The 21,257-nt window shown below is 71.5% G+C and carries 23 protein-coding genes; 8 read left to right on the forward strand and 15 right to left on the reverse strand.

Annotated elements, in window-relative coordinates; translation table 11 throughout:
* Positions 1-94 precede the first annotated feature (94 nt).
* Both ABZ070_RS19635 and ABZ070_RS19640 read left to right on the forward strand, forming a co-directional pair.
* Positions 95-643 (forward strand): DUF1697 domain-containing protein, encoded by a 549-nt coding sequence (locus tag ABZ070_RS19635; RefSeq protein ID WP_356635486.1) that lies wholly within the window; start codon positions 95-97, stop codon positions 641-643.
* Between the two features lie 88 nt (positions 644-731).
* Positions 732-1,757, forward strand: coding sequence for a 2-dehydropantoate 2-reductase N-terminal domain-containing protein (locus ABZ070_RS19640; RefSeq protein ID WP_356635488.1), 1,026 nt, complete (start codon positions 732-734; stop codon positions 1,755-1,757).
* 11 nt (positions 1,758-1,768) lie between these two features.
* Here the strand turns inward: ABZ070_RS19640 and ABZ070_RS19645 are convergent, their stop codons facing one another.
* The 14 genes from ABZ070_RS19645 to ABZ070_RS19710 form a co-directional block, all read right to left on the reverse strand.
* Positions 1,769-2,506, reverse strand: coding sequence for a sirohydrochlorin chelatase (locus ABZ070_RS19645; protein ID WP_356635490.1), 738 nt, complete (start codon positions 2,504-2,506; stop codon positions 1,769-1,771).
* Positions 2,507-2,513: 7 nt separating this feature from the next.
* On the reverse strand, positions 2,514-3,422 hold the full coding sequence (locus ABZ070_RS19650) for an ABC transporter permease (protein WP_356635492.1): 909 nt from the start codon (positions 3,420-3,422) through the stop codon (positions 2,514-2,516).
* The gene (locus ABZ070_RS19655) at positions 3,409-4,203 is read right to left on the reverse strand and encodes an ABC transporter ATP-binding protein (protein ID WP_356635494.1); all 795 of its coding nucleotides are present in this window, start codon (positions 4,201-4,203) and stop codon (positions 3,409-3,411) included. Before ABZ070_RS19655 ends, ABZ070_RS19650 begins: the two co-directional genes overlap by 14 nt.
* Before the next feature lie 33 nt (positions 4,204-4,236).
* Positions 4,237-5,346: an aliphatic sulfonate ABC transporter substrate-binding protein gene (locus ABZ070_RS19660; protein ID WP_356635496.1), complete on the reverse strand. Its 1,110-nt coding sequence runs from the start codon at positions 5,344-5,346 to the stop codon at positions 4,237-4,239.
* Between the two features lie 224 nt (positions 5,347-5,570).
* A complete protein-coding gene (locus ABZ070_RS19665) occupies positions 5,571-6,917 on the reverse strand; it encodes a GTP-binding protein (protein ID WP_356635498.1) in 1,347 nt (448 codons plus the stop codon).
* Between the two features lie 2 nt (positions 6,918-6,919).
* Positions 6,920-7,855, reverse strand: coding sequence for a sulfate adenylyltransferase subunit CysD (gene cysD, locus ABZ070_RS19670; RefSeq protein ID WP_356635500.1), 936 nt, complete (start codon positions 7,853-7,855; stop codon positions 6,920-6,922).
* On the reverse strand, positions 7,852-8,418 hold the full coding sequence (cysC, locus tag ABZ070_RS19675; protein WP_356635502.1) for an adenylyl-sulfate kinase: 567 nt from the start codon (positions 8,416-8,418) through the stop codon (positions 7,852-7,854). Before cysC ends, cysD begins: the two co-directional genes overlap by 4 nt.
* Positions 8,418-9,128, reverse strand: coding sequence for a phosphoadenylyl-sulfate reductase (locus ABZ070_RS19680; protein ID WP_356635504.1), 711 nt, complete (start codon positions 9,126-9,128; stop codon positions 8,418-8,420). The genes cysC and ABZ070_RS19680 overlap by 1 nt, the downstream gene beginning before the upstream one ends.
* Entirely contained in the window at positions 9,125-9,304 is a 180-nt protein-coding gene (locus tag ABZ070_RS19685; protein WP_356635506.1) for a hypothetical protein, read from the reverse strand. The genes ABZ070_RS19680 and ABZ070_RS19685 overlap by 4 nt, the downstream gene beginning before the upstream one ends.
* Positions 9,301-10,998, reverse strand: coding sequence for a nitrite/sulfite reductase (locus ABZ070_RS19690; RefSeq protein WP_356635508.1), 1,698 nt, complete (start codon positions 10,996-10,998; stop codon positions 9,301-9,303). The genes ABZ070_RS19685 and ABZ070_RS19690 overlap by 4 nt, the downstream gene beginning before the upstream one ends.
* 115 nt (positions 10,999-11,113) lie before the next feature.
* Positions 11,114-11,197, reverse strand: coding sequence for a putative leader peptide (locus ABZ070_RS19695; protein WP_310650533.1), 84 nt, complete (start codon positions 11,195-11,197; stop codon positions 11,114-11,116).
* A 132-nt stretch (positions 11,198-11,329) separates the two neighbouring features.
* A complete protein-coding gene (locus ABZ070_RS19700; RefSeq protein WP_356635510.1) occupies positions 11,330-11,899 on the reverse strand; it encodes a GNAT family N-acetyltransferase in 570 nt (189 codons plus the stop codon).
* A 51-nt stretch (positions 11,900-11,950) separates the two neighbouring features.
* The gene (locus ABZ070_RS19705; protein ID WP_356635512.1) at positions 11,951-13,243 is read right to left on the reverse strand and encodes a GAF domain-containing protein; all 1,293 of its coding nucleotides are present in this window, start codon (positions 13,241-13,243) and stop codon (positions 11,951-11,953) included.
* Positions 13,244-13,522: 279 nt separating this feature from the next.
* Complete coding sequence (locus tag ABZ070_RS19710) at positions 13,523-15,157, reverse strand: acyl-CoA dehydrogenase family protein (RefSeq protein WP_356635514.1); 1,635 nt, start codon at positions 15,155-15,157, stop codon at positions 13,523-13,525.
* Between the two features lie 17 nt (positions 15,158-15,174).
* Between ABZ070_RS19710 and ABZ070_RS19715 the strand changes: the two genes are divergently transcribed.
* On the forward strand, positions 15,175-16,335 hold the full coding sequence (locus ABZ070_RS19715; RefSeq protein WP_356635516.1) for a YihY/virulence factor BrkB family protein: 1,161 nt from the start codon (positions 15,175-15,177) through the stop codon (positions 16,333-16,335).
* 365 nt (positions 16,336-16,700) lie between these two features.
* Positions 16,701-17,423, forward strand: a complete 723-nt coding sequence (locus ABZ070_RS19720) for a helix-turn-helix domain-containing protein (RefSeq protein WP_356635518.1) — start codon at positions 16,701-16,703, stop codon at positions 17,421-17,423.
* On the opposite strand, the gene ABZ070_RS19725 is transcribed toward ABZ070_RS19720, so the two are convergent.
* Positions 17,363-17,755, reverse strand: a complete 393-nt coding sequence (locus ABZ070_RS19725; RefSeq protein ID WP_356635519.1) for a VOC family protein — start codon at positions 17,753-17,755, stop codon at positions 17,363-17,365. The two genes, ABZ070_RS19720 and ABZ070_RS19725, sit on opposite strands and share 61 nt — an antisense overlap.
* A gap of 117 nt (positions 17,756-17,872) precedes the next feature.
* Between ABZ070_RS19725 and ABZ070_RS19730 the strand changes: the two genes are divergently transcribed.
* The 4 genes from ABZ070_RS19730 to ABZ070_RS19745 all read left to right on the forward strand — a co-directional run bounded on the left by ABZ070_RS19730 (position 17,873) and on the right by ABZ070_RS19745 (position 21,257).
* Positions 17,873-18,022, forward strand: a complete 150-nt coding sequence (locus ABZ070_RS19730) for a hypothetical protein (protein WP_356635521.1) — start codon at positions 17,873-17,875, stop codon at positions 18,020-18,022.
* A 125-nt stretch (positions 18,023-18,147) separates the two neighbouring features.
* Entirely contained in the window at positions 18,148-19,026 is an 879-nt protein-coding gene (locus ABZ070_RS19735; RefSeq protein ID WP_356635523.1) for an ABC transporter substrate-binding protein, read from the forward strand.
* 141 nt (positions 19,027-19,167) lie between these two features.
* Positions 19,168-20,127, forward strand: coding sequence for a hypothetical protein (locus ABZ070_RS19740; protein WP_356635525.1), 960 nt, complete (start codon positions 19,168-19,170; stop codon positions 20,125-20,127).
* A gap of 644 nt (positions 20,128-20,771) precedes the next feature.
* Complete coding sequence (locus ABZ070_RS19745; protein ID WP_356635527.1) at positions 20,772-21,257, forward strand: TrkA C-terminal domain-containing protein; 486 nt, start codon at positions 20,772-20,774, stop codon at positions 21,255-21,257.

Genomic DNA, 21,257 nt, shown 5'->3' on the forward strand with positions numbered 1-21,257 from the left:
GGACCGCCGCTCACACCCGCGGCGCGCTCGCCGCAGGACCGGCGGTCGCCGTGCCCTCCCCCACGGGGCATGGCGACCGCCTTATCTTTTGAGCATGACAACGAAGTACGCGGCACTCCTGCGCGGTATCAACGTGGGCGGCAGCCGGAAGGTCCCCATGGCGCAACTCCGTGCGGTGCTGGGCGACTTGGGCCACAGCGACATCGCCACCTATCTGCAGAGCGGCAACGCCGTCTTCAGCAGCGCGGACACCGACGAGCACACGCTCGCCGCCGGGATCGAGGCGGCCATCGAGAAGGCCTTCGGCTTCCGTGTCGACACCCTCGTACGCGGCGGCCCGTATCTGCGGGCGGTCGCCGACGCCTGCCCCTTCCCCGCTGCCTCGTTGGAAGGCAAACAGCTCCACGTCACCTTCTTCTCCGAAACAGTGGCACCGCAGCGACTGGCGTCGATCGACACCGCGGCCCATCTCCCGGAAGAGTTCCGGCTCGGCGACCGGGCGCTGTACCTGTACGCGCCGGACGGCCTCGGCCGTTCGAAGCTGGCGGCGGCCTTGTCGAGGCCCGGTCTGCTGAAGGGCGTCGTCGCCACCAGCCGCAACTGGAACACGGTGGTGAAACTGGTGGAGATGACCCGCGACTGATCCTCCGCGCGGACGAACGCGGACGGATGATCCAGGGATCAGTGCAAGATCATGACGGCGCGGTGCTCCCTGTGCCAGGCTCGCATCCATGCGCTACATCATCATCGGGGCAGGGGCGGTCGGCGGCGCGATCGGCGGACGGCTGGCCGGGTCGGGGTACGAGGTGGTGCTCGTCGCACGCGGCGCCCACCACCGGGCGCTGAGCGAGAACGGCCTGACGCTGACGACGCCCGACGGCACGCGTACCCACCGGCTGCCTGTCGTCGAGGGACCCGAAGGCGTGCAACTGACACAGGACGACGTCCTGGTGCTCGCCGTCAAGACCCAGGACAGCACCGGCGCTCTCGAGGCCTGGGCAGGTCGCCCCGTCACCAGCGGCGGCACGGCCGGCGAACGACTGCCGCTGGTGTGCGCCCAGAACGGGGTGGAGAGCGAGCGCCTCGCCCTCCGCCGGTTCCGTCATGTCTACGGCGTCTGTGTCTATCTGCCGGCGACCCACGTCGAACCCGGCCGTGTCTCGGCGGCAGGTGCGCCGCTGACGGGCATCCTGCACCTCGGCCGCTACCCGTCGGGCGCCGACGACACCGTCCGTGGCATTGCCGCCGATCTGGAGAAGTCTCATTTTCTCGCACCCGTGGTGCCCGACGTGATGCGCTGGAAGTACGGGAAACTGATGGCCAATCTCGAGAACGCGGCAGAGGCGGTCACCGGCCGGCGCGCCGACGACGAGGTGAAACTGCTGCTCGCACGCGCTTCCGCCGAGGGGCGGGCCGTGCTTGCCGCGGCCGGGATCGCGGTGGTGAGCGCGGCCGAGGAAAGCGATGCCCGTTCGGGGCGGATGGAACTGCGTCCGCTCGAAGGCCGTCCGCGCGGCGGCGGCTCGTCGTGGCAGAGTCTCGACCGCGGTACGGGCACCATCGAGGCCGACTACCTCAACGGCGAGGTGGCGTTGCTCGGCCGGCTGCACGGTGTGCCCACGCCGGTCAACGACGTGCTGCAGCGCACGGCCAACGTCTTTGCCCGTGAACGCCGGCCCGCCGGTTCGATGACACTTGACGAGCTCAACGCGCTCGTCGACGCCGAAGTGGAAATGGCCCTGTCGGAACGAACGTGAATGGCCCACCCCTAGGCGGGAATCGCCGACGCGTACTCGATCCGCGCCTCGTCGTGGCGCTCCAGCAGCAGCCGCGCCAGTTCGGGGGACGCGCCCAGCACGTCCGCGATCACATCCGCCTCGCCCGCTCCCGCCGCGATGCGGTCGGGGAGCCGGCCGGGGGCGATCACGTACGGGGCGACCGCCACGCGGGAGTGGCCCTCGGCCCTCAGCGAGCGGACCGCGTCCTCGGTCCGGGGCAGAGATGCGGAGGCGAACGCAGGCCGCACGGCGCACCAACCGGTGTGCCGCAGCTCCCGCGCTGTGTGAGCGATCACTGCGATCGCCTCCGGGTCCGTGGAGCCCGCCGCCGCCAGCACCAGGGCGGTCGAGCTCTTGTCCGCAGGGCCGAGCCCCGCCTCGTACAGCCGCCGTTCGACCGCGCCGAGCAGCAGCGGCGACGGGCCGAGGACCTCGGCCTGCCGCACGCGCAGCGACGGGGGCGCCTGCCGCAGCACCGCCGGGATGTCCGCCTTGGCGTGGAAGGCGCGGGTCAGCAGCAGCGGCAGCGCCACCACGTCCCGTACGCCGTCGGCCGCCAGACGGCCGAGGACCTGGGGCACCGCCGGGGCGTTGAAGTCGAGGAACGCCGTCTCCACGCGCAGGCCGGGACGCAGCGACCGCACCCGCCGGGTGAGGGCGTGGACGGTCGCCGCGTGGCGCGGGTCTCGGCTGCCGTGGGCGACGACGAGCAGGACGGGGTCGTTCATCGTGCACTCAGCCCTTGACGAGCAGCCCGCGATTGCGGAGCATCCACCGCTCCAGCGGGCTGAAGATCAGCAGGTCGACGGCGATACCGACGACGAGGATCAGCAGAATGGCGAGGAACACGCCGGGCATGTCGGCGTTGTTGCGGCCGTTCTCCAGCAACTGGCCCAGCCCGAGGCCCAGGTCGGGCGAGGAGGCGATGATCTCGGCGGCCATCAGCGAACGCCAGGAGAACGCCCAGCCCTGCTTGAGGCCCGCCACATAGCCCGGCAGCGCCGCCGGCATCACGATGTGCCAGGTGCCCCTGAGCCCGGTCGCGCCGAGCGTACGGCCCGCCCGCAGGAACAGCGGCGGCACCTGGTCGACGCCGGAGACCAGACCGTTGGCGATGGAGGGGACCGCGCCCAGCAGGATGACGGCGAACATCATCGAGTCGTTCAGGCCGAGCCAGATGACGGCCGGGGGCACCCAGGCCACGGACGGCAGGGACTGCAGACCCGACAGGATCGGACCGATCGCCGCACGGACGAACCTCACCCGGGCGACCAGCAGGCCGAGCGGGGTACCGATGGCGAGCGCCAGCAGGAAGCCGAGCAGGCCGCGCGACACGCTGGTCCAGATGACCTCCAGCAGAGTGCCCTGGAGCCACATGCCGGACAGGCTGTCCCACACCGCGGAGGGCGCGGGCAGCTTGTAGTCCTCCGTGACCTCCGCCCACACCAGCACCTGCCAGGCGACCAGCACGAGCGCCACGGCGGTGATCGGCGGCAGCACCTTCTGCACCAGCACCTGGCGCACGGGGGTGCGGTTCACCTGCACCGCGTCCAGTGCGTCGAGTCCCGCCTCCAGGCCGGCCAGGTCGTCGGTCTTGTCGACGCCCTTCCCTGCGGCCTTCGCGGTCGTGTCAGTGCTGGCCATGTCGGCGGATCTCCCCACGCAGTTCTTCGGTGATCTCGACGGACAGCTCCGCCACGGCGGTGTCCTCGATACGTCGCGGCTGGTCGATGTCGACGGTCCACTCGCGGGCGACACGCCCCGGCCGTGACGACAGCAGCACCACCCGCTGCGCGAGCCGCACCGCCTCACGGACGTTGTGGGTGACGAAGAGGACCGAGACGTTCGTCTCCCGCCAGATCCGGGTCAGCTCGTCGTGCAGCACGTCCCGGGTGATGGCGTCGAGCGCCGCGAACGGCTCGTCCATCAGCAGAAGTTGGCTGTCCTGGGCGAGCGCGCGTGCCATCGCGACCCGCTGGCGCATACCGCCCGACAGTTCGTGCACCCGCTTGCCGTAGGCGCCTTTGAGCCGTACGAGCTCCAGCAGCCGCTCCGCCTCCTCGCGGCGCGCTGCCTTCGGCACGCCGCGCAGCCGCAGCGCGAGTTCGATGTTCTTGCCCGCGGTCAGCCACGGGAACAGCGCGTGCTCCTGGAACATCAGGGCGGGCCGCCCGCCGGGGGTCTCGATGGACCCCGCGGTCGGGCGGTCGAGCCCGGCGACCAGGTTCAGCAGCGTCGACTTGCCGCAGCCGGAGGCCCCCAGGAGGGTGACGAACTCACCCGGCGCGACATCGAGTGTGATGTCGTCCAGGACGAGCTGCGGCCCGGTCGGCCCGTTGAAGGACTTGGAGACATGCCCGATGCGAGCCGCGTGCTCGTGCTCGACGATCACGCGGTCCTCGGCCTTGGCGATGGCAGTGGCCATGGTCGTCACCTCCTGGGAACTCGGCTGATGGGTTTACTTGACGCCGAGTCCGGCGTCGGAGACCGCGGAACCGCCGGCGGCCTCGAGGACCTTGTTCAGCGGCCTCAGGTCGTAGATACCGGCGAGGTCGGGCTGCTGGAGCAGACCGGCCTTGACCGCGTGGCCGGCCTGCGCGTCGAGCGTCGCCGCCAGCGGGTCGTCGGTGAACCGGATGGACTTCCAGGCGGGGTCGATGACCTTGGGAGGCAGCGGCTTGCCCGTCAGTTCCTGGAGCTTCGCGTTCGCCGACTCCTTCGCCTTGTCGGGGTTGGCGTTGATCCAGGCGTTCGTCTTGACCGTCCCGCGCAGCACCGCCTCGACGACGGCCGGGTGCTCCTTCAGGAACTTCTGCGACACGATGATGTTCGTGATCACGAACTTCTTGTCGGGCCACAGATCCGACTCGTCGAGCAGCACCTTCGCACCGTCGCTCACCAGCTTCGAGGCGGTCGGCTCGGGCACCCAGGCGCCGTCGACGGAGCCGGACAGGTAGGCGTTCGGGGTCACTTTGTTCTCGGTGCGCACCACGGACACGTCGCCCTTGCCGGTCTGGGCGTCGACCTTCCAGCCCTTCTCGGAGATCCAGTTGAGGAACGCCACGTCCTGCGTGTTGCCGAGCTGCGGGGTGGCGATCTTCTTGCCCTTGACGTCGTCCAGGGTCTTGATCTTCTCGGGGTTGACGACGAGCTTGACGCCGCCGGAAGCGGAACCGCCGATGATCCGCAGGCTCTTGCCCTTGGACTTGGCGAAACCGTTGATGGCGGGGGAGGGGCCGATGAAGCCGATGTCGATCGAGCCCGCGTTCAGCGCCTCGATCTCCGAGGGGCCGGCGTTGAAGGTCGCCGCGGACAGCTGGGTGCCGCCGAGCTCCTTCTGGATGATGCCCTCCTGGTGGCCGACCAGGGCGGTGGCGTGGGTGAGATTCGGGAAGTACCCGATCTTCACGCTGTCGAGACCGTCGATCTTCTCGCCCTTGGCGGCGGTAGCGACCGAGTCGTCCTTGGCCTGGGAGCCGTAGCCGCAGGCCGTGAGCGCCACGGCGAGCAGCGGCAGTACGGCGGCGGCGGCGAGGCCGCGGCCCAGGAAGGTACGAGTGGCTTGCACGGGAGGATTTCCTCTCGTAGGCCCGGTCTCTACGTCATGTCGGACGCGGCCGGGTCGTCGGCGATGTCTCAGGTCTTCGTCGGTGCGCGGTGCGGGGGGTGTGGGCGCGCAGGCAGTGCGCGTACGTCATCGCGCACATCGCGCCACCCCGCCCGTGCCCGCGCCGAGGGCGCCGCTGCCGACGCGGCCGCCCTCCTTGGCGAAGGTCGAGTAGATGTCGGGCATCAGAAGTCCCATTCGGCGTCGTCCGTGGCCTGCCCGGCCGGCGCCGTTTCGGCGGCGAAGGCCTCACCGGCCATGCCGGCGGCGAGCGTGGTGCCGTCTGCCGGGTCGATCAGCAGGAACGAGCCGGTGCGCCGGGAGTGCGCGTACGAGTCGAGTGCCAGCGGCTCGGCGGTGCGGACCTTGACGCGGCCGATGTCGTTGGCGACGAGCTGCCCCGGGGCCGGGTGCTGGGACAGGTCGTCCAGGGTGAGCCGCGAGGGGATCTCCTTGACGATCGCCTTCACCGTGCGGGTGGTGTGCTTGAGCAGCACCCGCTGGCCGACGGTGAGCGGCTGGTCCGCGACGTGGCAGACCGTCGCCTCGACGTCCTGCGTGGTCGGCGGGGCGTCGTGGGTCGGCACGATGATGTCGCCGCGGGAGATGTCGATGTCGTCCTCCAGCAGGAGGGTGACCGACTGCGGCGTCCAGGCGACGTCCACCGACTTGCCGAGGAGGTCGATGCCGGAGACCTTCGACGTACGGCCCGACGGCAGAACGGTAACCGACTCGCCGACGCGGAACGTGCCGGCGGCGATCTGGCCCGCATAGCCGCGGTAGTCGGGGTGCTCGGCGGTCTGCGGACGGATCACGTACTGCACGGGCAGCCGGGCGTGGCAGCCGGTCAGGTCGTGGCTGACGGGGACGGTCTCGAGGTGCTCAAGCACCGTCGGGCCGCCGTACCAGTCCATGTTCGCGGACGGGTCCACCACGTTGTCGCCGGCGAGGGCCGAGATCGGGATCGCGGTGATCTCGGGGACGCCGAGGGACGCCGCGTAGGCGGTGAACTCCTCCGCGATCTTCGCGAAGACGGGCTCCGCGTAGTCGACGAGGTCCATCTTGTTGACGGCCAGCACCACATGCGGCACGCGCAGCAGCGCGGCGACCGCGGCATGGCGGCGGGTCTGCTCGACGACGCCGTTGCGGGCGTCGACGAGCACGACCGCCAGCTCGGCCGTCGACGCGCCGGTGACCATGTTGCGGGTGTACTGCACATGCCCGGGGGTGTCGGCGAGGATGAACCGGCGCCGGGGTGTCGCGAAGTAGCGGTACGCCACGTCGATGGTGATGCCCTGCTCGCGCTCGGCCCGCAGGCCGTCGGTGAGCAGCGCCAGGTCCGGCGCCTCCTGGCCCCGGCTGCGTGACGCGTGCTCGACCGCCTCCAGCTGGTCGGCGAGGACCGACTTGGAGTCGTGCAGGAGGCGCCCGACGAGGGTGGACTTGCCGTCGTCGACCGATCCCGCGGTGGCGAAGCGCAGCAGGGTCGTGGCGGAGAGCTGCTCGGCCAGCTGCTCGGTGGGGGTGGTCATCTCTAGAAGTACCCTTCGCGCTTGCGGTCTTCCATCGCAGCCTCCGACAGCTTGTCGTCGGCGCGGGTCGCACCCCGTTCGGTGAGACGGGAGGCGGCGATCTCGGTGATCACGGCGTCCAGCGTGGTGGCGTCGGAGTCGACGGCGCCGGTGCAGGACATGTCGCCGACGGTGCGGTAGCGGACCAGCCGCTTCTCGGGCGTCTCGGTGTCCTTGGGGCCGCCCCACTCGCCTGCGGTCAGCCACATGCCGGAGCGCTTGAACACCTCACGCTCGTGCGCGAAGTAGATCTCGGGAAGCTCGATCTTCTCGCGCTGGATGTACTGCCACACGTCCAGCTCGGTCCAGTTGGACAGCGGGAAGACCCGCACATGCTCGCCGGGCGCGTGGCGGCCGTTGTAGAGCTGCCACAGCTCGGGGCGCTGACGGCGCGGGTCCCACTGCGAGAACTCGTCCCGGAGGCTGAACACCCGCTCCTTGGCCCGGGCCTTCTCCTCGTCGCGCCGGCCGCCGCCGAACACCGCGTCGAAACGGTGCTGCTGGATGGCCTCGGTCAGCGGCACGGTCTGCAGCGGGTTCCGGGTCCCGTCCGGGCGCTCGCGCAGTTTGCCGGCGTCGATGTACTCCTGCACGGAGGCGACATGGAGCCGCAGCCCGTGCCGGGCGACCGTCCGGTCGCGGTACTCCAGCACCTCGGGGAAGTTGTGCCCGGTGTCCACGTGCAGCAGCGTGAACGGAACGGCCGCCGGGGCGAACGCCTTCAGCGCCAGATGCAGCATGACGATCGAGTCCTTGCCGCCGGAGAAGAGGATCACCGGCCGTTCGAACTCGCCCGCCACCTCGCGGAAGATGTGCACACCCTCGGACTCGAGCGCGTCCAGGTGGGAGAGCGCGTACGGGCTGTCGACGCCCTCGTGCACGGTGGCGGCGGTCGTCATGCCAGACCCCTTTCGGCGAGCAGTGCGTGGACCGCGTCGGCGGATTCCCGCACGGTCTGGTGGTGGGACTCGATCCGCAGATCGGGCGTCTCGGGCTCCTCGTACGGGTCGTCGACCCCGGTCAGCCCGCTGATCTCGCCCGCGGCCTGCTTGGCGTACAGCCCCTTCACATCGCGTACCGAGCACACCTCCACCGGGGTGGCCACGTGCACCTCCACGTACGCGGTGCCCTCCTGCTGGTGGCGCTTGCGCACCGCTTCGCGGCTGTCGGCGTACGGGGCGATGACCGGCACCAGGGCCTTCACACCGTTGGACGCCAGCAGTTCGGCGACGAAGCCGATCCGCTGCACGTTGGTGTGCCGGTCCTCACGGGTGAAGCCGAGGCCCGCCGACAGGAACTCGCGGATCTCGTCGCCGTCGAGCACCTCGACACGGTGGCCCTCTTCGCGCAGCCGGCCCGCCAGCTCGTACGCGATCGTGGTCTTGCCGGCGCTCGGCAGACCCGTGAGCCAGATGGTGGCTCCGGTCACTTGCTTCTCCTGAACTTCCCTGTTGTCCGTCATCAGCCGTGCAGCCCGCACTCGGTCTTGCCCCGGCCGGCCCAGCGGCCGGCGCGTGCGTCCTCGCCCTCCAGCACCCGGCGGGTGCAGGGCGCGCAGCCCACGGAGGCGTAGCCGTCCATCAGCAGCGGGTTGGTGAGCACGCCGTGCTCGGCGACGTAGGCGTCCACGTCGTCCTGCGTCCAGCGGGCGATCGGCGACACCTTGACCTTCTGCCGCTTCTCGTCCCAGCCGACGACCGGGGTGTTCGCCCGGGTCGGGGACTCGTCGCGGCGCAGGCCCGTGGCCCACGCGTCGTACCCGGTCAGGCCCTCTTCGAGGGGCTTGACCTTGCGCAGGGCGCAGCACAGGTCGGGGTCGCGGTCGTGCAGCTTCGGGCCGTACTCGGCGTCCTGCTCGGCTACCGTCTGGCGGGGGGTGAGCGTGATGACGTTGACGTCCATCACCGCGTCCACCGCGTCGCGGGTGCCGATGGTCTCCTCGAAGTGGTAGCCGGTGTCGAGGAACACCACATCGACCGGGCGGCCGCCGGGCACGGCACGGGAGGCGAGGTGGGCGACCACCGCGTCCTCCATCGAGGAGGTGACGCAGAAACGAGGGCCGAAGGTCTCGGCGGCCCATGTGAGGATCTCGAGAGCCGAGGCGTCCTCGAGGTCGCGCCCCGCCTGCTCGGCCAGCGTCTTGAGATCCCGCTCTGCCTGAACGGTCGTCATATCTCTTCCCCTCCACGGTCGTTGCGCTGAAGTCCGCGGGTCAGCAGCCCGAGGAACTTCAACTGGAAGGCCCGATTGCATGCCGCGCATTCCCAGGCGCCGTGACCTTCTTCGCTGGGACGCAGGTCCTCGTCGCCGCAGTAGGGGCAGTAGAACGGTGCAGCCCGCTCGCTCATGACAGGGCCTCCTCGGACGCCCTGGCCGCCCAGGTGGCGAAGCGCTCGCCGTCCTCGCGCTCCGCCTCGAAGCGCTTCACGACCCGCTCGACGTAGTCCGGAAGCTCGGCCGAGGTGACCTTCAGCCCGCGGACCTTGCGGCCGAACGCCGGGTCGAGACCCAGCGCGCCGCCGAGGTGCACCTGGTAGCCCTCGACCTGGTTGCCCTCGTCGTCGAGGACGAGCTGGCCCTTGAGACCGATGTCGGCGACCTGGATACGGGCGCAGGCGTTGGGGCAGCCGTTGATGTTGATCGTGATGGGCTGGTCGAACTCCGGGAGCCGGCGCTCGAGTTCGTCGATGAGCGCGGAGCCGCGGGCCTTGGTCTCGACGATGGCCAGCTTGCAGAACTCGATGCCCGTGCAGGCCATCGTGCCCCGCCGGAACGGCGACGGCTTGACCTGCAGGTCCAGGGCTTCGAGACCGGAGACGAGCGAGTCGACCTGGTCCTCGGCGACATCGAGCACGATCATCTTCTGCTCGACGGTGGTCCGCAGCCGGCCGGATCCGTGCGCCGCCGCGAGCTCCGAGATCTTGGTGAGCGTCGCGCCGTCCACACGTCCGACGCGCGGCGCGAAGCCGACGTAGAACCGGCCGTCCTGCTGGCGGTGGACACCGACGTGGTCGCGCCAGTGCTCGACGGGCTGCTCGGGCGCGGGGCCGTCGACCAGCTTGCGCTTCAGGTACTCGTCCTCCAGGACCTGCCGGAACTTCGCGGGCCCCCAGTCGGCGACCAGGAACTTCAGGCGCGCGCGGTTGCGCAGCCGGCGGTAGCCGTAGTCACGGAAGATCGAGATGACGCCTTCCCAGGCGTCGGGGACCTCGTCGAGCGGGACCCAGGCGCCGAGGCGCACACCGAGCTTGGGGTTGGTGGACAGTCCGCCGCCGACCCAGAGGTCGAAGCCGGGGCCGTGCTCGGGATGGTTCACCCCGACGAAGGCGACGTCGTTGATCTCGTGCGCCACGTCCAGCAGCGGGGAGCCGGAGATCGCGGTCTTGAACTTGCGGGGCAGGTTGGAGAATTCCTTGCTGCCGATGAACCGGCGGTGGATCTCCTCGACGGCGGGGGTGCCGTCGATGATCTCGTTCTGCGCGATCCCGGCCACCGGCGAGCCGAGGATGGTGCGCGGAGTGTCGCCGCACGCCTCGGTCGTCGACAGGCCCACAGCCTCCAGGCGCCGCCAGATCTCCGGGACGTCCTCGATCCGGATCCAGTGGTACTGCACGTTCTGCCGGTCGGTGAGGTCGGCGGTGCCGCGCGCGAACTCCTCCGAGATCTCGCCGATCACCCGCAGCTGCTCGGTGGTCAGCCGGCCGCCGTCGATGCGCACCCGCAACATGAAGAACTCGTCGTCCAGCTCCTCCGGCTCCAGAATCGCGGTCTTGCCGCCGTCGATCCCGGGCTTGCGCTGGGTGTAGAGGCCCCACCAGCGCATGCGCCCGCGCAGGTCGGCACCGTCGATCGAGTCGAAACCGCGGTGCGCGTAGATCGTCTCAATGCGTGTCCGCACATTGAGACCGTCGTCATCCTTCTTGGTCTGCTCGTTGCCGTTGAGCGGCGTGTGGTGGCCCATCGCCCACTGACCCTCGCCGCGGTGGCGTCCGGCCTTGCGACGGGGCGTGGCGGAGGCGGGCTTTTCGGGGCTGGCGGCCATGGTGATAGTCCTTCGAGACTGCAGGAGGGCGGCTCTGAGCTGCACACTCGCGCGAAGAGCGCGGCAGTGCGCAGGGCGGGGTGAAGACAACGGGGAGTGCGGCGGTGCTGGGCTCTCAGCAGGCCGGACAGATGGCGCTGGACATGCGGCCGAGGTCGACGTGCCGCCGACTCACCAAGGCAATTCCAGTGCTGGACATGGCGGAAGCGTGTCATGGCACTTTGGACCCAGTCCACCTTTATCCAGGATGTGGACACCGCTGTCCCGCATCGCGAGACGATGTGTCATGGGTCACCGTTGTGCGGACGGCCGGTCGTCCGCACCCGTTCCTTCAGACCGTGGCGCCGGGCCAGGGGCCGGGCGTCTCGACCTCGGGCTCCTGAGCCTCCGTGGTGTGGAACAGACGGAACCCGCGCCGCAGGTAATTGTCCATCGCGTGCGGACCGTCCTTCGAGCAGGTGTGCAGCCATACCCGCTTCGTCTGCGGAAGACCGGGCCACCGCTCGGCCAGATCCCATGCCCGGGCCACCCCCTGCGACAGCAGATGACCGCCGATCCGACGCCCGCGGAACGCCGGGATCAGCCCGAAGTAGAGAATCTCGACCGCCCCGTCGTCCTGCGCCTCGAGCTGCACGTAACCGGCCGGCGTCCCCTTCTCGTACGCGACCCACGTCTCGACCCCCGGACGATCGAGCCACTCCTGCCACTCGGCGTACGTCATGCCGAGCCGGTCGGTCCAGCGGATGTCCCCGCCGACCGCGGTGTACAGGAACCGGCTGAACTCGGGGGAGGGGACCTCGGCCCGGACGATCCGTATGTCGTCCCCGGGAGCGGCCGCGGGCCGCAGGTCGGCCGGGGAGGTCTGCTCCAGGGACCAGGTGGTCACAGTGATGGTGCTCATGCGGGCCAGGGAATCACGGGGTGCGCCCGCGGTGCACGGCCGGGGCGTGGATCACGGGGTGCGCCCCCGCCGCACGGCCGGGGCCGTCGAATGCGGCAGCAGGTCCGCGGGCCGCTCCGGGAGCAGCAGCTCCAGCTCGACCTCCTCCGCGAAGCGATAGGGGCGGTGCGCCAGGATCTGCGCGAGATGACGCCGCAGTCGCGACATCTCCGCCCGCACCGTCACCGTCCGCGTCGGATCCTCGAAGATGTCCTGCGCCAGCTGCGCCGCGGTCCGCCCGTCCCGGTGCCTGGCCAGTACGTACAGCAGCTCCGCATGGCGCGGCGTCAGCTCGTGCGACCAGCTCCCCGAACCGCCCGTCACGGTCACCGAGGGCCGCCGTGGCCGGCTCAGGTCCAGCACGACCCGGCCGGGCGCCGCTTCGTCGGGCTGCGCCCCGTCGACGCGTACCAGCCAGCCGCCCGGCAGCGGCTCGAGCGTGCACATCCCGAGCGACGGCAGCCAGAGCCGGCCCGCCCGGGCCGCCTTCGGCAGCGACAGCCGGCCCGTCGGGGCCATGCCCGTCACGGCCGCGGGCCAGCCGTTCGCATCGACCGCCAGGGCCCGGCCGCGCAGCCGCCCCAGCAGCGGGGCGGCGACGCTGCGCAGCCGGTCGAGCGACTCGAGGTGGCGGCCTCGCAGCTCCGCCTCCGCGAGGCGGGTGACCGAGGTGACCAGAGCCAGGGTCGCCGGATGCATGGTGGACAGCGGGCCGCTGATGTCGACGACCCCGATCAGCCTGCCGTCCCGGGGATCGGTGACCGGCGCCCCGGCACAGGTCCACGTGTGGTGCGTGGAGACGAAATGCTCGGCCGAGTGCACCTGGACGGGGCGCCGGGACACCAGGGGGGTGCCGACGCCGTTCGTGCCGACCAGCTCCTCGTTCCAGTCGGCACCCAGGACGAAGCCGTGCGCGTCGCCCTTGCGCAGGACCGCCGAACTGCCCTCTCGCCACAGCAGCCGGCCCTCGGTGTCGGCGACGACCATGATGTGCTGTGCGGCCTCCGCGATCGAGACCAGCCCGTCCCGCAGCACCGGCAGGACCTCCAGCAGCGGTGAGGAGACTCTGCGCCGCTCGATCTCCTCCAGCGGCAGCAGTCCCGCCCTATGGTCCCGGTCCGGATCCACACCGCGCTGCAGCATCCGCTGCCACGACTCGCCGATGTCCGTCCGGGGCCCGACCTCGGGCCTGCGGCCCGCGAGCGCAGCGTCCCGCACGCCCTTCAGCAGCCGCATGGCCTCCGTGCTGTCCATGGCCGCCAGCCTGGCCAGATCCAGCGACGAGTTCTGCACGGGCTTCTTCATGGTCCCTCCTCGGCGACGCCGGCGTCCGGTGTGCGGGGGTGGCCCGCCCCATCCTCGCCTCCCCGGGCCTGTGCGCGTCGCGTTATGGCCCACAAGGATGCAACCCTTTGCAACCGTCGCGAACGGGCGTGCGCCTGTACGAAGGTGACGGAACACCGGTTCGCCGGTGGGGTGGTGCCGTGTCGGCGCAGCACCACCCAACCAAGCCTCACGGGCGCCGTCCGTCGCATACGGCCCGCGTCCGTTCCATGTCCGGTGCCGCATGCCGGTGCGCGCGGTTCAGACCACGGCGCGCGAACGCTCCACGATCGCCGCAAGCCCCAGTGTGTGGGGCAGGGTCCCGAACGCCGCTCCCTGGTCGCCGCCCAGCCGCGAGGCGCAGAAGGCGTCCGACACCTCCGACGGGGCCCACCGCACCAGCAGCGACCCCTGCAGCACCAGAGCCATACGCTCCACCACCCGCCGAGCCCTCGCCTCGATGCCGCCCAGGTCGGCCAGCTCCGTCAGCAGGTCCTTGATCGCCGCGTCCAGCCGGTGGTCCGCGCCCCGCGCCGTGCCGACCTCCTGGAGGAACGCGTTCAGCGCCTGCGGCTCCCTCTGCAGCGCACGCAGCGCATCCAGCGCCTGTACATTGCCCGAGCCCTCCCAGATCGAGTTGAGCGGCGACTCACGCAGCAGCCGCGGCATGCCCGACTCCTCCACGTACCCATTGCCGCCCAGGCACTCCAGTGCCTCCGCCACCACCGGCGTGCACCGCTTCGTCACCCAGTACTTGGCCACGGGCACCGCCAGCCGCAGGAAAGCCCGCTCCGCCTCCGTGTCCGCGTCGTAGGCCGCCGCCAACCGGAGCCCGAGCGTCGTCGCCGCCTCCGACTCCAGGGCCAGGTCGGCCAGCACGTTGCGCATCAGCGGCTTGTCGATCAGCAGCCCGCCGAACGCGCTGCGGTACGCGCAGTGGTGGATCGCCTGCGCCACCGCCTGCCGCATCAGCGCCGCGGAGCCGAGCACACAGTCGAGCCGGGTCGCCGCCACCATCCCGATGATGGTGCGCACCCCGCGCCCCTCGTCGCCGACCCGGCGGGCCCACGTCCCCTCGAACTCGACCTCGCTCGAGGCGTTGGACCGGTTGCCCAGCTTGTCCTTCAGCCGCTGGATCCGGAACACGTTGCGCGTGCCGTCCTCCAGCACCCGGGGCACCAGGAAACAGGTCAGCCCACCCGCGGCCTGTGCGAGGACCAGGAAGCCGTCGCTCATCGGCGCGGAGCAGAACCACTTGTGACCGGTCAGGAGGTACGCGCCGTCGTCTGCCAGCGGCTCGGCGCGCGTCGTGTTCGACCGTACGTCGCTGCCGCCCTGCTTCTCCGTCATCCCCATCCCGAACAGGACACCGCCCTTCAGCGCGGCCGGGCGCAGCTCCTCCTCGTACACCGTCGACGTCAGCCGAGGCTCCCACTCGGCGGCGAGCGCCGGGTCGGTCCGCAGCGCGGGCACCGCCGCGTGCGTCATCGACAGCGGGCAGCCGTGGCCGGCCTCCGCCTGCGTCCACACCAGGAAACCGGCCGCCCTGCGGACGTGCCCGCCCGGCCTGCCCCAGGCGCTCACCAGACCCGCAGACACGGCATGGCCCAGCAGCCGGTGCCAGGCCGGATGGAACTCCACCTCGTCGATCCGGTTGCCGTACCGGTCGTAGGCGCGCAGCCGCGGCGGATGCTCGTCGGCCTGCCTGCCCCACTCCTGCGCCTGGACGGAGCCCGCCGTCCGCCCGAGCCCGGAAAGCTCGTCGAACGCCGTGTCGCGGAGCTCGGGCGCCACATGGCGGCCGACCGCCTCCGTGAGGGCGAGGTCCGCGGCGAAGACGTCGTACCCCACCAGGGGCGGAGCCTGGTTGGTCACTGTGTGGGTGCTGGCTGCCATGCCGATACGGTAAGGAGGTGCAGGCAGCAAACGAAACACCCGAGCGGCCTTCGGGCCGGCTCCACCGGGCCCGAGTCCTCTACCGCAACGTCTCGAAGCGGAAGATGGCCTGGCTGCTGCTGAAGGACACCGTCAACTCGTGCATCGAGTACCGCATCCTCGGGCTCGCGGCGGAGGCTGCGTTCTTCACGCTGCTGTCCGTACCGCCGCTGATGCTCGGCCTGATCGGCCTGCTGGGCTACATCGACGACTGGACCAACACCACCACCGTCGCCTCGATCGAGGAGAACATCCTCACCGCCGTGGGCACCGTCCTCTCCGACCGCGGCGTCAACGACATCGCCAAACCGCTGCTGGAGGACGTCACCCAGGGCGGCCGGCCCGACCTCATCTCCATCGGCTTCGCCATCGCCCTGTGGTCCGGGTCGCGAGCCGTCAACGTCTTCATCGACACCATCACCGTCATGTACGGGCTCGACGGGCAGCGCGGCATCGTCGCGACGAGGCTCCTGGCGTTCCTGCTCTACATCATCGCCCTGCTCATCGGGGCCGTCGTGCTCCCGCTCGCCGTGGTCGGCCCCGACCGGGTCGTGGAACTCATGCCCTGGGGCACGGAAGTCGTCCGGGCCCTGTACTGGCCGGTCGTCATCCTGCTCTCCATCGCCTTCCTGACCACGCTGTACCACGTGTCCGTGCCCGTGCGGTCCCCCTGGGTGGAGGACGTGCCGGGCGCGCTCGTGGCGCTCGGCATGTGGGTACTGGGCAGCTTCCTGCTCCGCATCTACCTGACCAGCACGGTCGAGGGCCCCACGATCTACGGCTCGCTCGCGGCGCCGATCGCCTTCCTGCTCTGGATAGGCATCTCCGCCTTCGCCGTCCTCGTCGGCGCGGCGGTCAACGCGGCGATCGACCGCGTCTGGCCGTCGGTCGCCACGGCGGCCGCCCGCGCGGCGAACGAGCGCGCACGGGCGGCCGACGCGGCGCAGCTGCTGGCGAGGGCGCGGGCCGCCGAGATGTACGGGGAAGAGGACCCGGACGACGAGGAGGGCGGCGGGGACATGCCGTCCGAGTTCCCGGAGCGCTGGTCGAAGTTCCTCCCGGTGGACGACGTCCGGGCCCGCCTGCACACGACGCGCGAACAGGGCCGGGGCGGCGCCGGCCCGGAGGGCCGCGACTAGGGCCTCGCGGGCGTGATCTGGGCCGCGCCCCCGGGGCTTGCCCCGGTTCGGGAAAGGGCGGCCCCAAAAGCCCAGGCCGGCGAGAAGCACGGAGTTCGGATCCAGCCGGGCTCGCGGGCCCTGGCAGGCCCCCACAGCCTTCGGCGTGCGAGGTGCCCCCACCTCCGCCTTGCGATCGCGCGCACCGGAACGCCCTGCGGGCGTGGCGGACCCCCACCCTGGTCCGGCCTGATCCGAACGGAAGACCCCAGGTCGTGTCTCAGAGTCAGCGCGTGGCCCCCGGCGGTGTCTGTCTCGAAGTCCGGTGTGACGTGCCGCCCCGTGGGCGCTGCGCGCCCGGGCGGCGCCCCGCTAGCCTCGGGGACATGTACGAGGAGCGGGGGTCCCGGATCGACGGCGCCGTCGTGTGGACGCGCACCGCGGGCCCAAGCGCGTACCCGGTACTGCCCGACGGCTGTATGGACCTGCTCTGGTCCGAGGGGCGGCTGCTCGTCGCCGGGCCCGACACGCATGCCCACGCGCCGGGCGGGAGTGCGGCGTGGGCGGGGGTGAGGTTCGCGCCCGGGGCCGCGCCCGTGTTCTTCGGGCTGCCTGCGCACGAGCTGCGCGACCGGCGGGTGGAGCTCGCCGACCTCTGGGGCGCAGCCGAGTCGCGCAGGCTCGCGGAGCGCATCGGGGAGGCCGCCGACCGCGCGGCCGAGCTGGAGGCCGTCGCGCTGCGGCGGGCGGCCCGGACCGGCCCGCCGGACCCGTTGCTGCAGGCCGTCGTGCGGTACCTGGACGCCGGCGGCACGGTCCGAGGAGCGGCCGACGCGGCCGGGCTCGGGGCCCGGCAGCTGCACCGGCGGGCGTTGCACGCCTTCGGATACGGCCCCAAGACGCTGGCCCGCGTCCTGCGGCTGCAGCGCGCCCTCGCACTGGTGCGGCGAGGTGCTCCGTACGGGGACGCCGCGCTCGCCGCGGGCTGTGCCGACCAGTCGCATCTCGCCAGGGAGATGCGTGCCATGACCGGCCTCACCCTCGGTGCCTACGAGGCGTTGGCGAACAGTGAGACGCCCGTCCCGTCCGGGTCGAGCACGACGGCGTAGCGCTGCCCCCAGACGGCGTCCCAGGGCTTGAGGTGTCCTCGGTATCCGGCTCCGGTCAGCTCTTCGTAGACCGTGTCGACCTCCGCGGGGCTGTCGCAGAGGAACGCCGGTCCCATGCGTTCGCCGCCGGTGGGGGCCGACCAGCTCGGGTCGAAGGAGCGGATGGTCTCCTCGGTGTCCCACAGCAGGCGCAGGCCGCTCGGAAGCGTGGCCTCCGCGTGCGGGGCGGTGTCCGCCTCCGCCGGGATGTCCAGGCCGAGGCGGCGGTAGAAGGCGAGTGAGGCGGCCATGTCGCTGACGACGAGGCCGATGGCGTCGAGTCGTGGAGTCATGAGCTCAACGTAGGACGTGGCGCGGCCGGCCGTCTTGAACGAATCGGACGTCATGCTCTCGTAAGGCGGTGACGCCCCCTTCGGCGCCTGCCGCGGACGACGGCCCCTGGTGGTGGTGTGTACGGGCCGCAGGCGCTCGGGCGCGCCGCGGACCGGTGGCCCGATCCGGTCGTGCTCGAGGTGATGCCGCCGGGTACGGACCGCCTGGAGGTGTGCCGCGGGCTGCGCGAGGTCGCACCCGCCCCGGTGGCCGCCGCGCCGCTCTGAACGCAGCCAACTCGGCGTCTGACACGTGTAGTTGAACCAGCTGCGGCCGTCAGGAGTGAGCCGGTGGGCGGCGGGGCAGTGACACGTCGAGGCGGGGACGACTGATCGAACTGGGGGCCGGCCGCATGGCGCTACAGACACAGTGGGAATTCCTCGACGACCGTGGCCGGCTGGCCGCGGCGCCACGCACACCGTCCCGGTTGGTCGCCTACATCCAGGCGGGTGCCGCGCTGTTCGACCACGGCCTCCGGCCTGAGGGGGTGTTCGGATCCGCCCATGACGGCGCGGGCCCCGATCCCGCCAAGGCCGGGGCGCTGCCGCTCGACGGCGTCGCCTACCTCGGCTCCGGCCCGGGCGTGGAGGCGGACGCGGTGCTCGCCACCGGGGCGGAGCTGCTGGTGGCCGTGACGTACGGGTCCGACCAGATCTACGGCCTGGACCCGGACACGGCCAAGTACGTGGAAGAACGCCTCCCGGTGGTGGTGCTCGACGTCGGGCAGGGGCGTTCGCTCGACGAGATACGCGACCGGTTCGGCGCGCTCGCGCGTTCCCTCGGCGCCGGGCCGCCGGCCGGTGCGGGCCTCGATGCGGCACGGGAGCGACTGGGCGCGGCGGCGGCCGGGGCGGCAGGCGTACGGGTCCTGGCGCTGTCGCCGGCGGGCACCGACAGTGTCCACGTCGCCAGGCCGGACGCGTGGGCGGACCTGAGGGCGCTGTCCGGGTGCGGCGTCGCGATGGCAGCGCCGGAGCCCGGCGCCGGAGCGTCCTGGTCCACGACCGACTGGGCCGCCGCCCGGCGGCTGGCGCCGGATGTCGTACTGACGGACGTCCGGTCCAACGCGTTCCCGGTCGAGCGGCTCGGCGGGGTGGGTGACTGGGAGGCGATCGCGGCAGGGGCGCGGCTCCTGCCGTGGAATCCGGAGATCCCGCCCAGCGCCACAGCCCACGCCCGCTTCCTCGACGCGGTCGCGGAAGCCTTGGAGGCGGCTTCGCCGCCCCGGTAGCTCGCGCACACCTCCTCATGGCGCCCGCCGGTCCGGCGGGCGCCTTTTCCGCGACGACGGATACCCCCAGGGGGTACGTGGTACTCTCGCGTCAGGATACCCCCTACGGGTATCCTCGTTTCCGAGGAGAAGGACGACGTCATGAAGACCACGCTGAAGATCACCGCCTTCGCCGCCGCGCTCGCCGCCTCCTTCGGCGCCGCCTACGGAGTGGGCAGCGCCGTCACGCCCGTCGACCCGGCCCCGGCGCCCGCGGCGCACGCGGCCCATCCACCTGCCGCGAACCCCACGAAGGCGCCGGGTGCGGAGGGCGGCCGCGACGCACCCGCCGGAGGGCTGCAGATCTCCGAGGGCGGGTACACCCTCGACCTCCACACCCCGCGCATCGCCGCGGGCCACGAGAGCGAACTGCGCTTCAGCGTCCGCGACAGCGACGGCCGCCCTCTCGCGGCCTACCGGCGCGAGCACAAAAAGGAGCTGCACCTGATCCTCGCCTCGCGCGATCTGCGCACCTACCGTCATCTGCACCCCACCCGGGCGGCGGACGGCACCTGGAGCGTCAGGTCCGGGCTCCCGGCAGCCGGCAGCTACCGTCTCTTCGCCGACTTCACGCCCGCTGCCGAAGGCGCCAAGAACCTCACTCTTGGCGCCGACCTCGCCGTGTCCGGCAGTTATCGTCCCGCTCCGCTGCCCGCGGCGTCCGGGGTCGCCGAGGTCGACGGCTACACCGTCACCCTCGACGGCGGGCTCCGCCCCGGCGTGGCCGGCGAGCTGAAGCTGAGCGTCTCCAGGGGCGGCCGCCCCGTCACCGACCTCGAGCCGTATCTCGGTGCGTACGGACACCTGGTGGCGCTGCGCGCGGGAGACCTGGCCTACCTCCACGTCCACCCGGGTGGTGCCCCCGGTGACGGAGAGACGCGCCCGGGGCCCGACGTGACGTTCGGCGCCACGGCTCCGAGCGCCGGCGCGTACCGGCTCTTCCTCGACTTCAAGCACGAGGGGGTGGTGCGCACCGCCGCGTTCACGCTCACCACGTCCGGTGCGGCGGACGGCAAGGACAGTGCGACGGACGGGCGCACCGACGGCCACTCGCATCCTTGAGTCGGTGTCCTGTGTCCTTCGGCGTGAGCGTCCCGGATTCCCGTCCGTGTCCACCGGACGACCAACCCCCGCGGTCCGTCCGCACCGGCGGCACCCAGGTTCCGGCGCTCGCCGTCGCCGTGGCGGGGCGGCACATTCTCGGTGGTCGAAATATGCCTTTACGTCAGCTCTCGTACAGTTCCCGCTATTTGTCCTACGGTAGAATTCTTTACCGAGTCATTGCCACGTTCCTGTAGCGCGGCGATGCGATGAGCGGCAGGGAGCGCCGTCGGCGCCCGGCCGCCGGCCGGGAACGGAGGGGGCACGTGATGGCGTACAGCAGCCGTGCCCTGTTTCCCTCCATGTGCCGTCCGTCCCCGTGCTGTTGCCCCGTCGCGCCCTCGCGGCCCGCCCCTCTCATGTCCGCACGGATCGACGCCCGTGCGCGCAACGGCGTTCCCGATCCGGTCCGGACCGGCTGACGACCGAGCCGGTCGGCCGGCGATCGACGGACCCGACCGAACCGATCCACGGGCGGCCGGTGCCGGTGTGCGACACATGATGCAGAATCCCCCTCCGAACGGCCGCCGACGCACCCGTCGACGCCTCAGCCGGAGCAGGACACCCGCGCCCGCACCCGCCACAGACCTCCCTATGGAGCCCCCATGGAACCCACGGCCCACGTCAGCAAGACAGCGCTGCCCGGAGTCGGCACCCGCTACGACCTCAAGACCGACGCCGGTGCGCACCTCTCCGTCGTCGTGCACCAGGACGGGCGCCGCATCCTCGCCTTCCACGACCCCGAGGACGACGACAACTGCAAGGACTCCGCCGCGCTCGCCCCGCACGAGGCGACCGCGCTGTCCAAACTGCTCGTCCCCGACCCCGTCGCCCATCTGCACCAGCACATCGAGATCGACCTCGTGACCGAGCACATCCCGGTCTCCAAACGGTCCCCCTATGCCGGCCGGCTGCTCGCCGACACCCAGGCGCGCACCCGCACCGGCGCGTCGATCGTCGCCGTACTGCGTCGCACCGCCGCCTTCCCCTCGCCCACCCCGGACTTCCGCTTCGCCATCGGCGACACGCTCGTCGTCGTCGGCACGCGCGAAGGCGTCGACGCCGTTGCCGAACTGATCACCGGAGGATAG

Source organism: Streptomyces sp. NPDC006283, from assembly GCF_040613325.1.
Classification (GTDB): domain Bacteria; phylum Actinomycetota; class Actinomycetes; order Streptomycetales; family Streptomycetaceae; genus Streptomyces.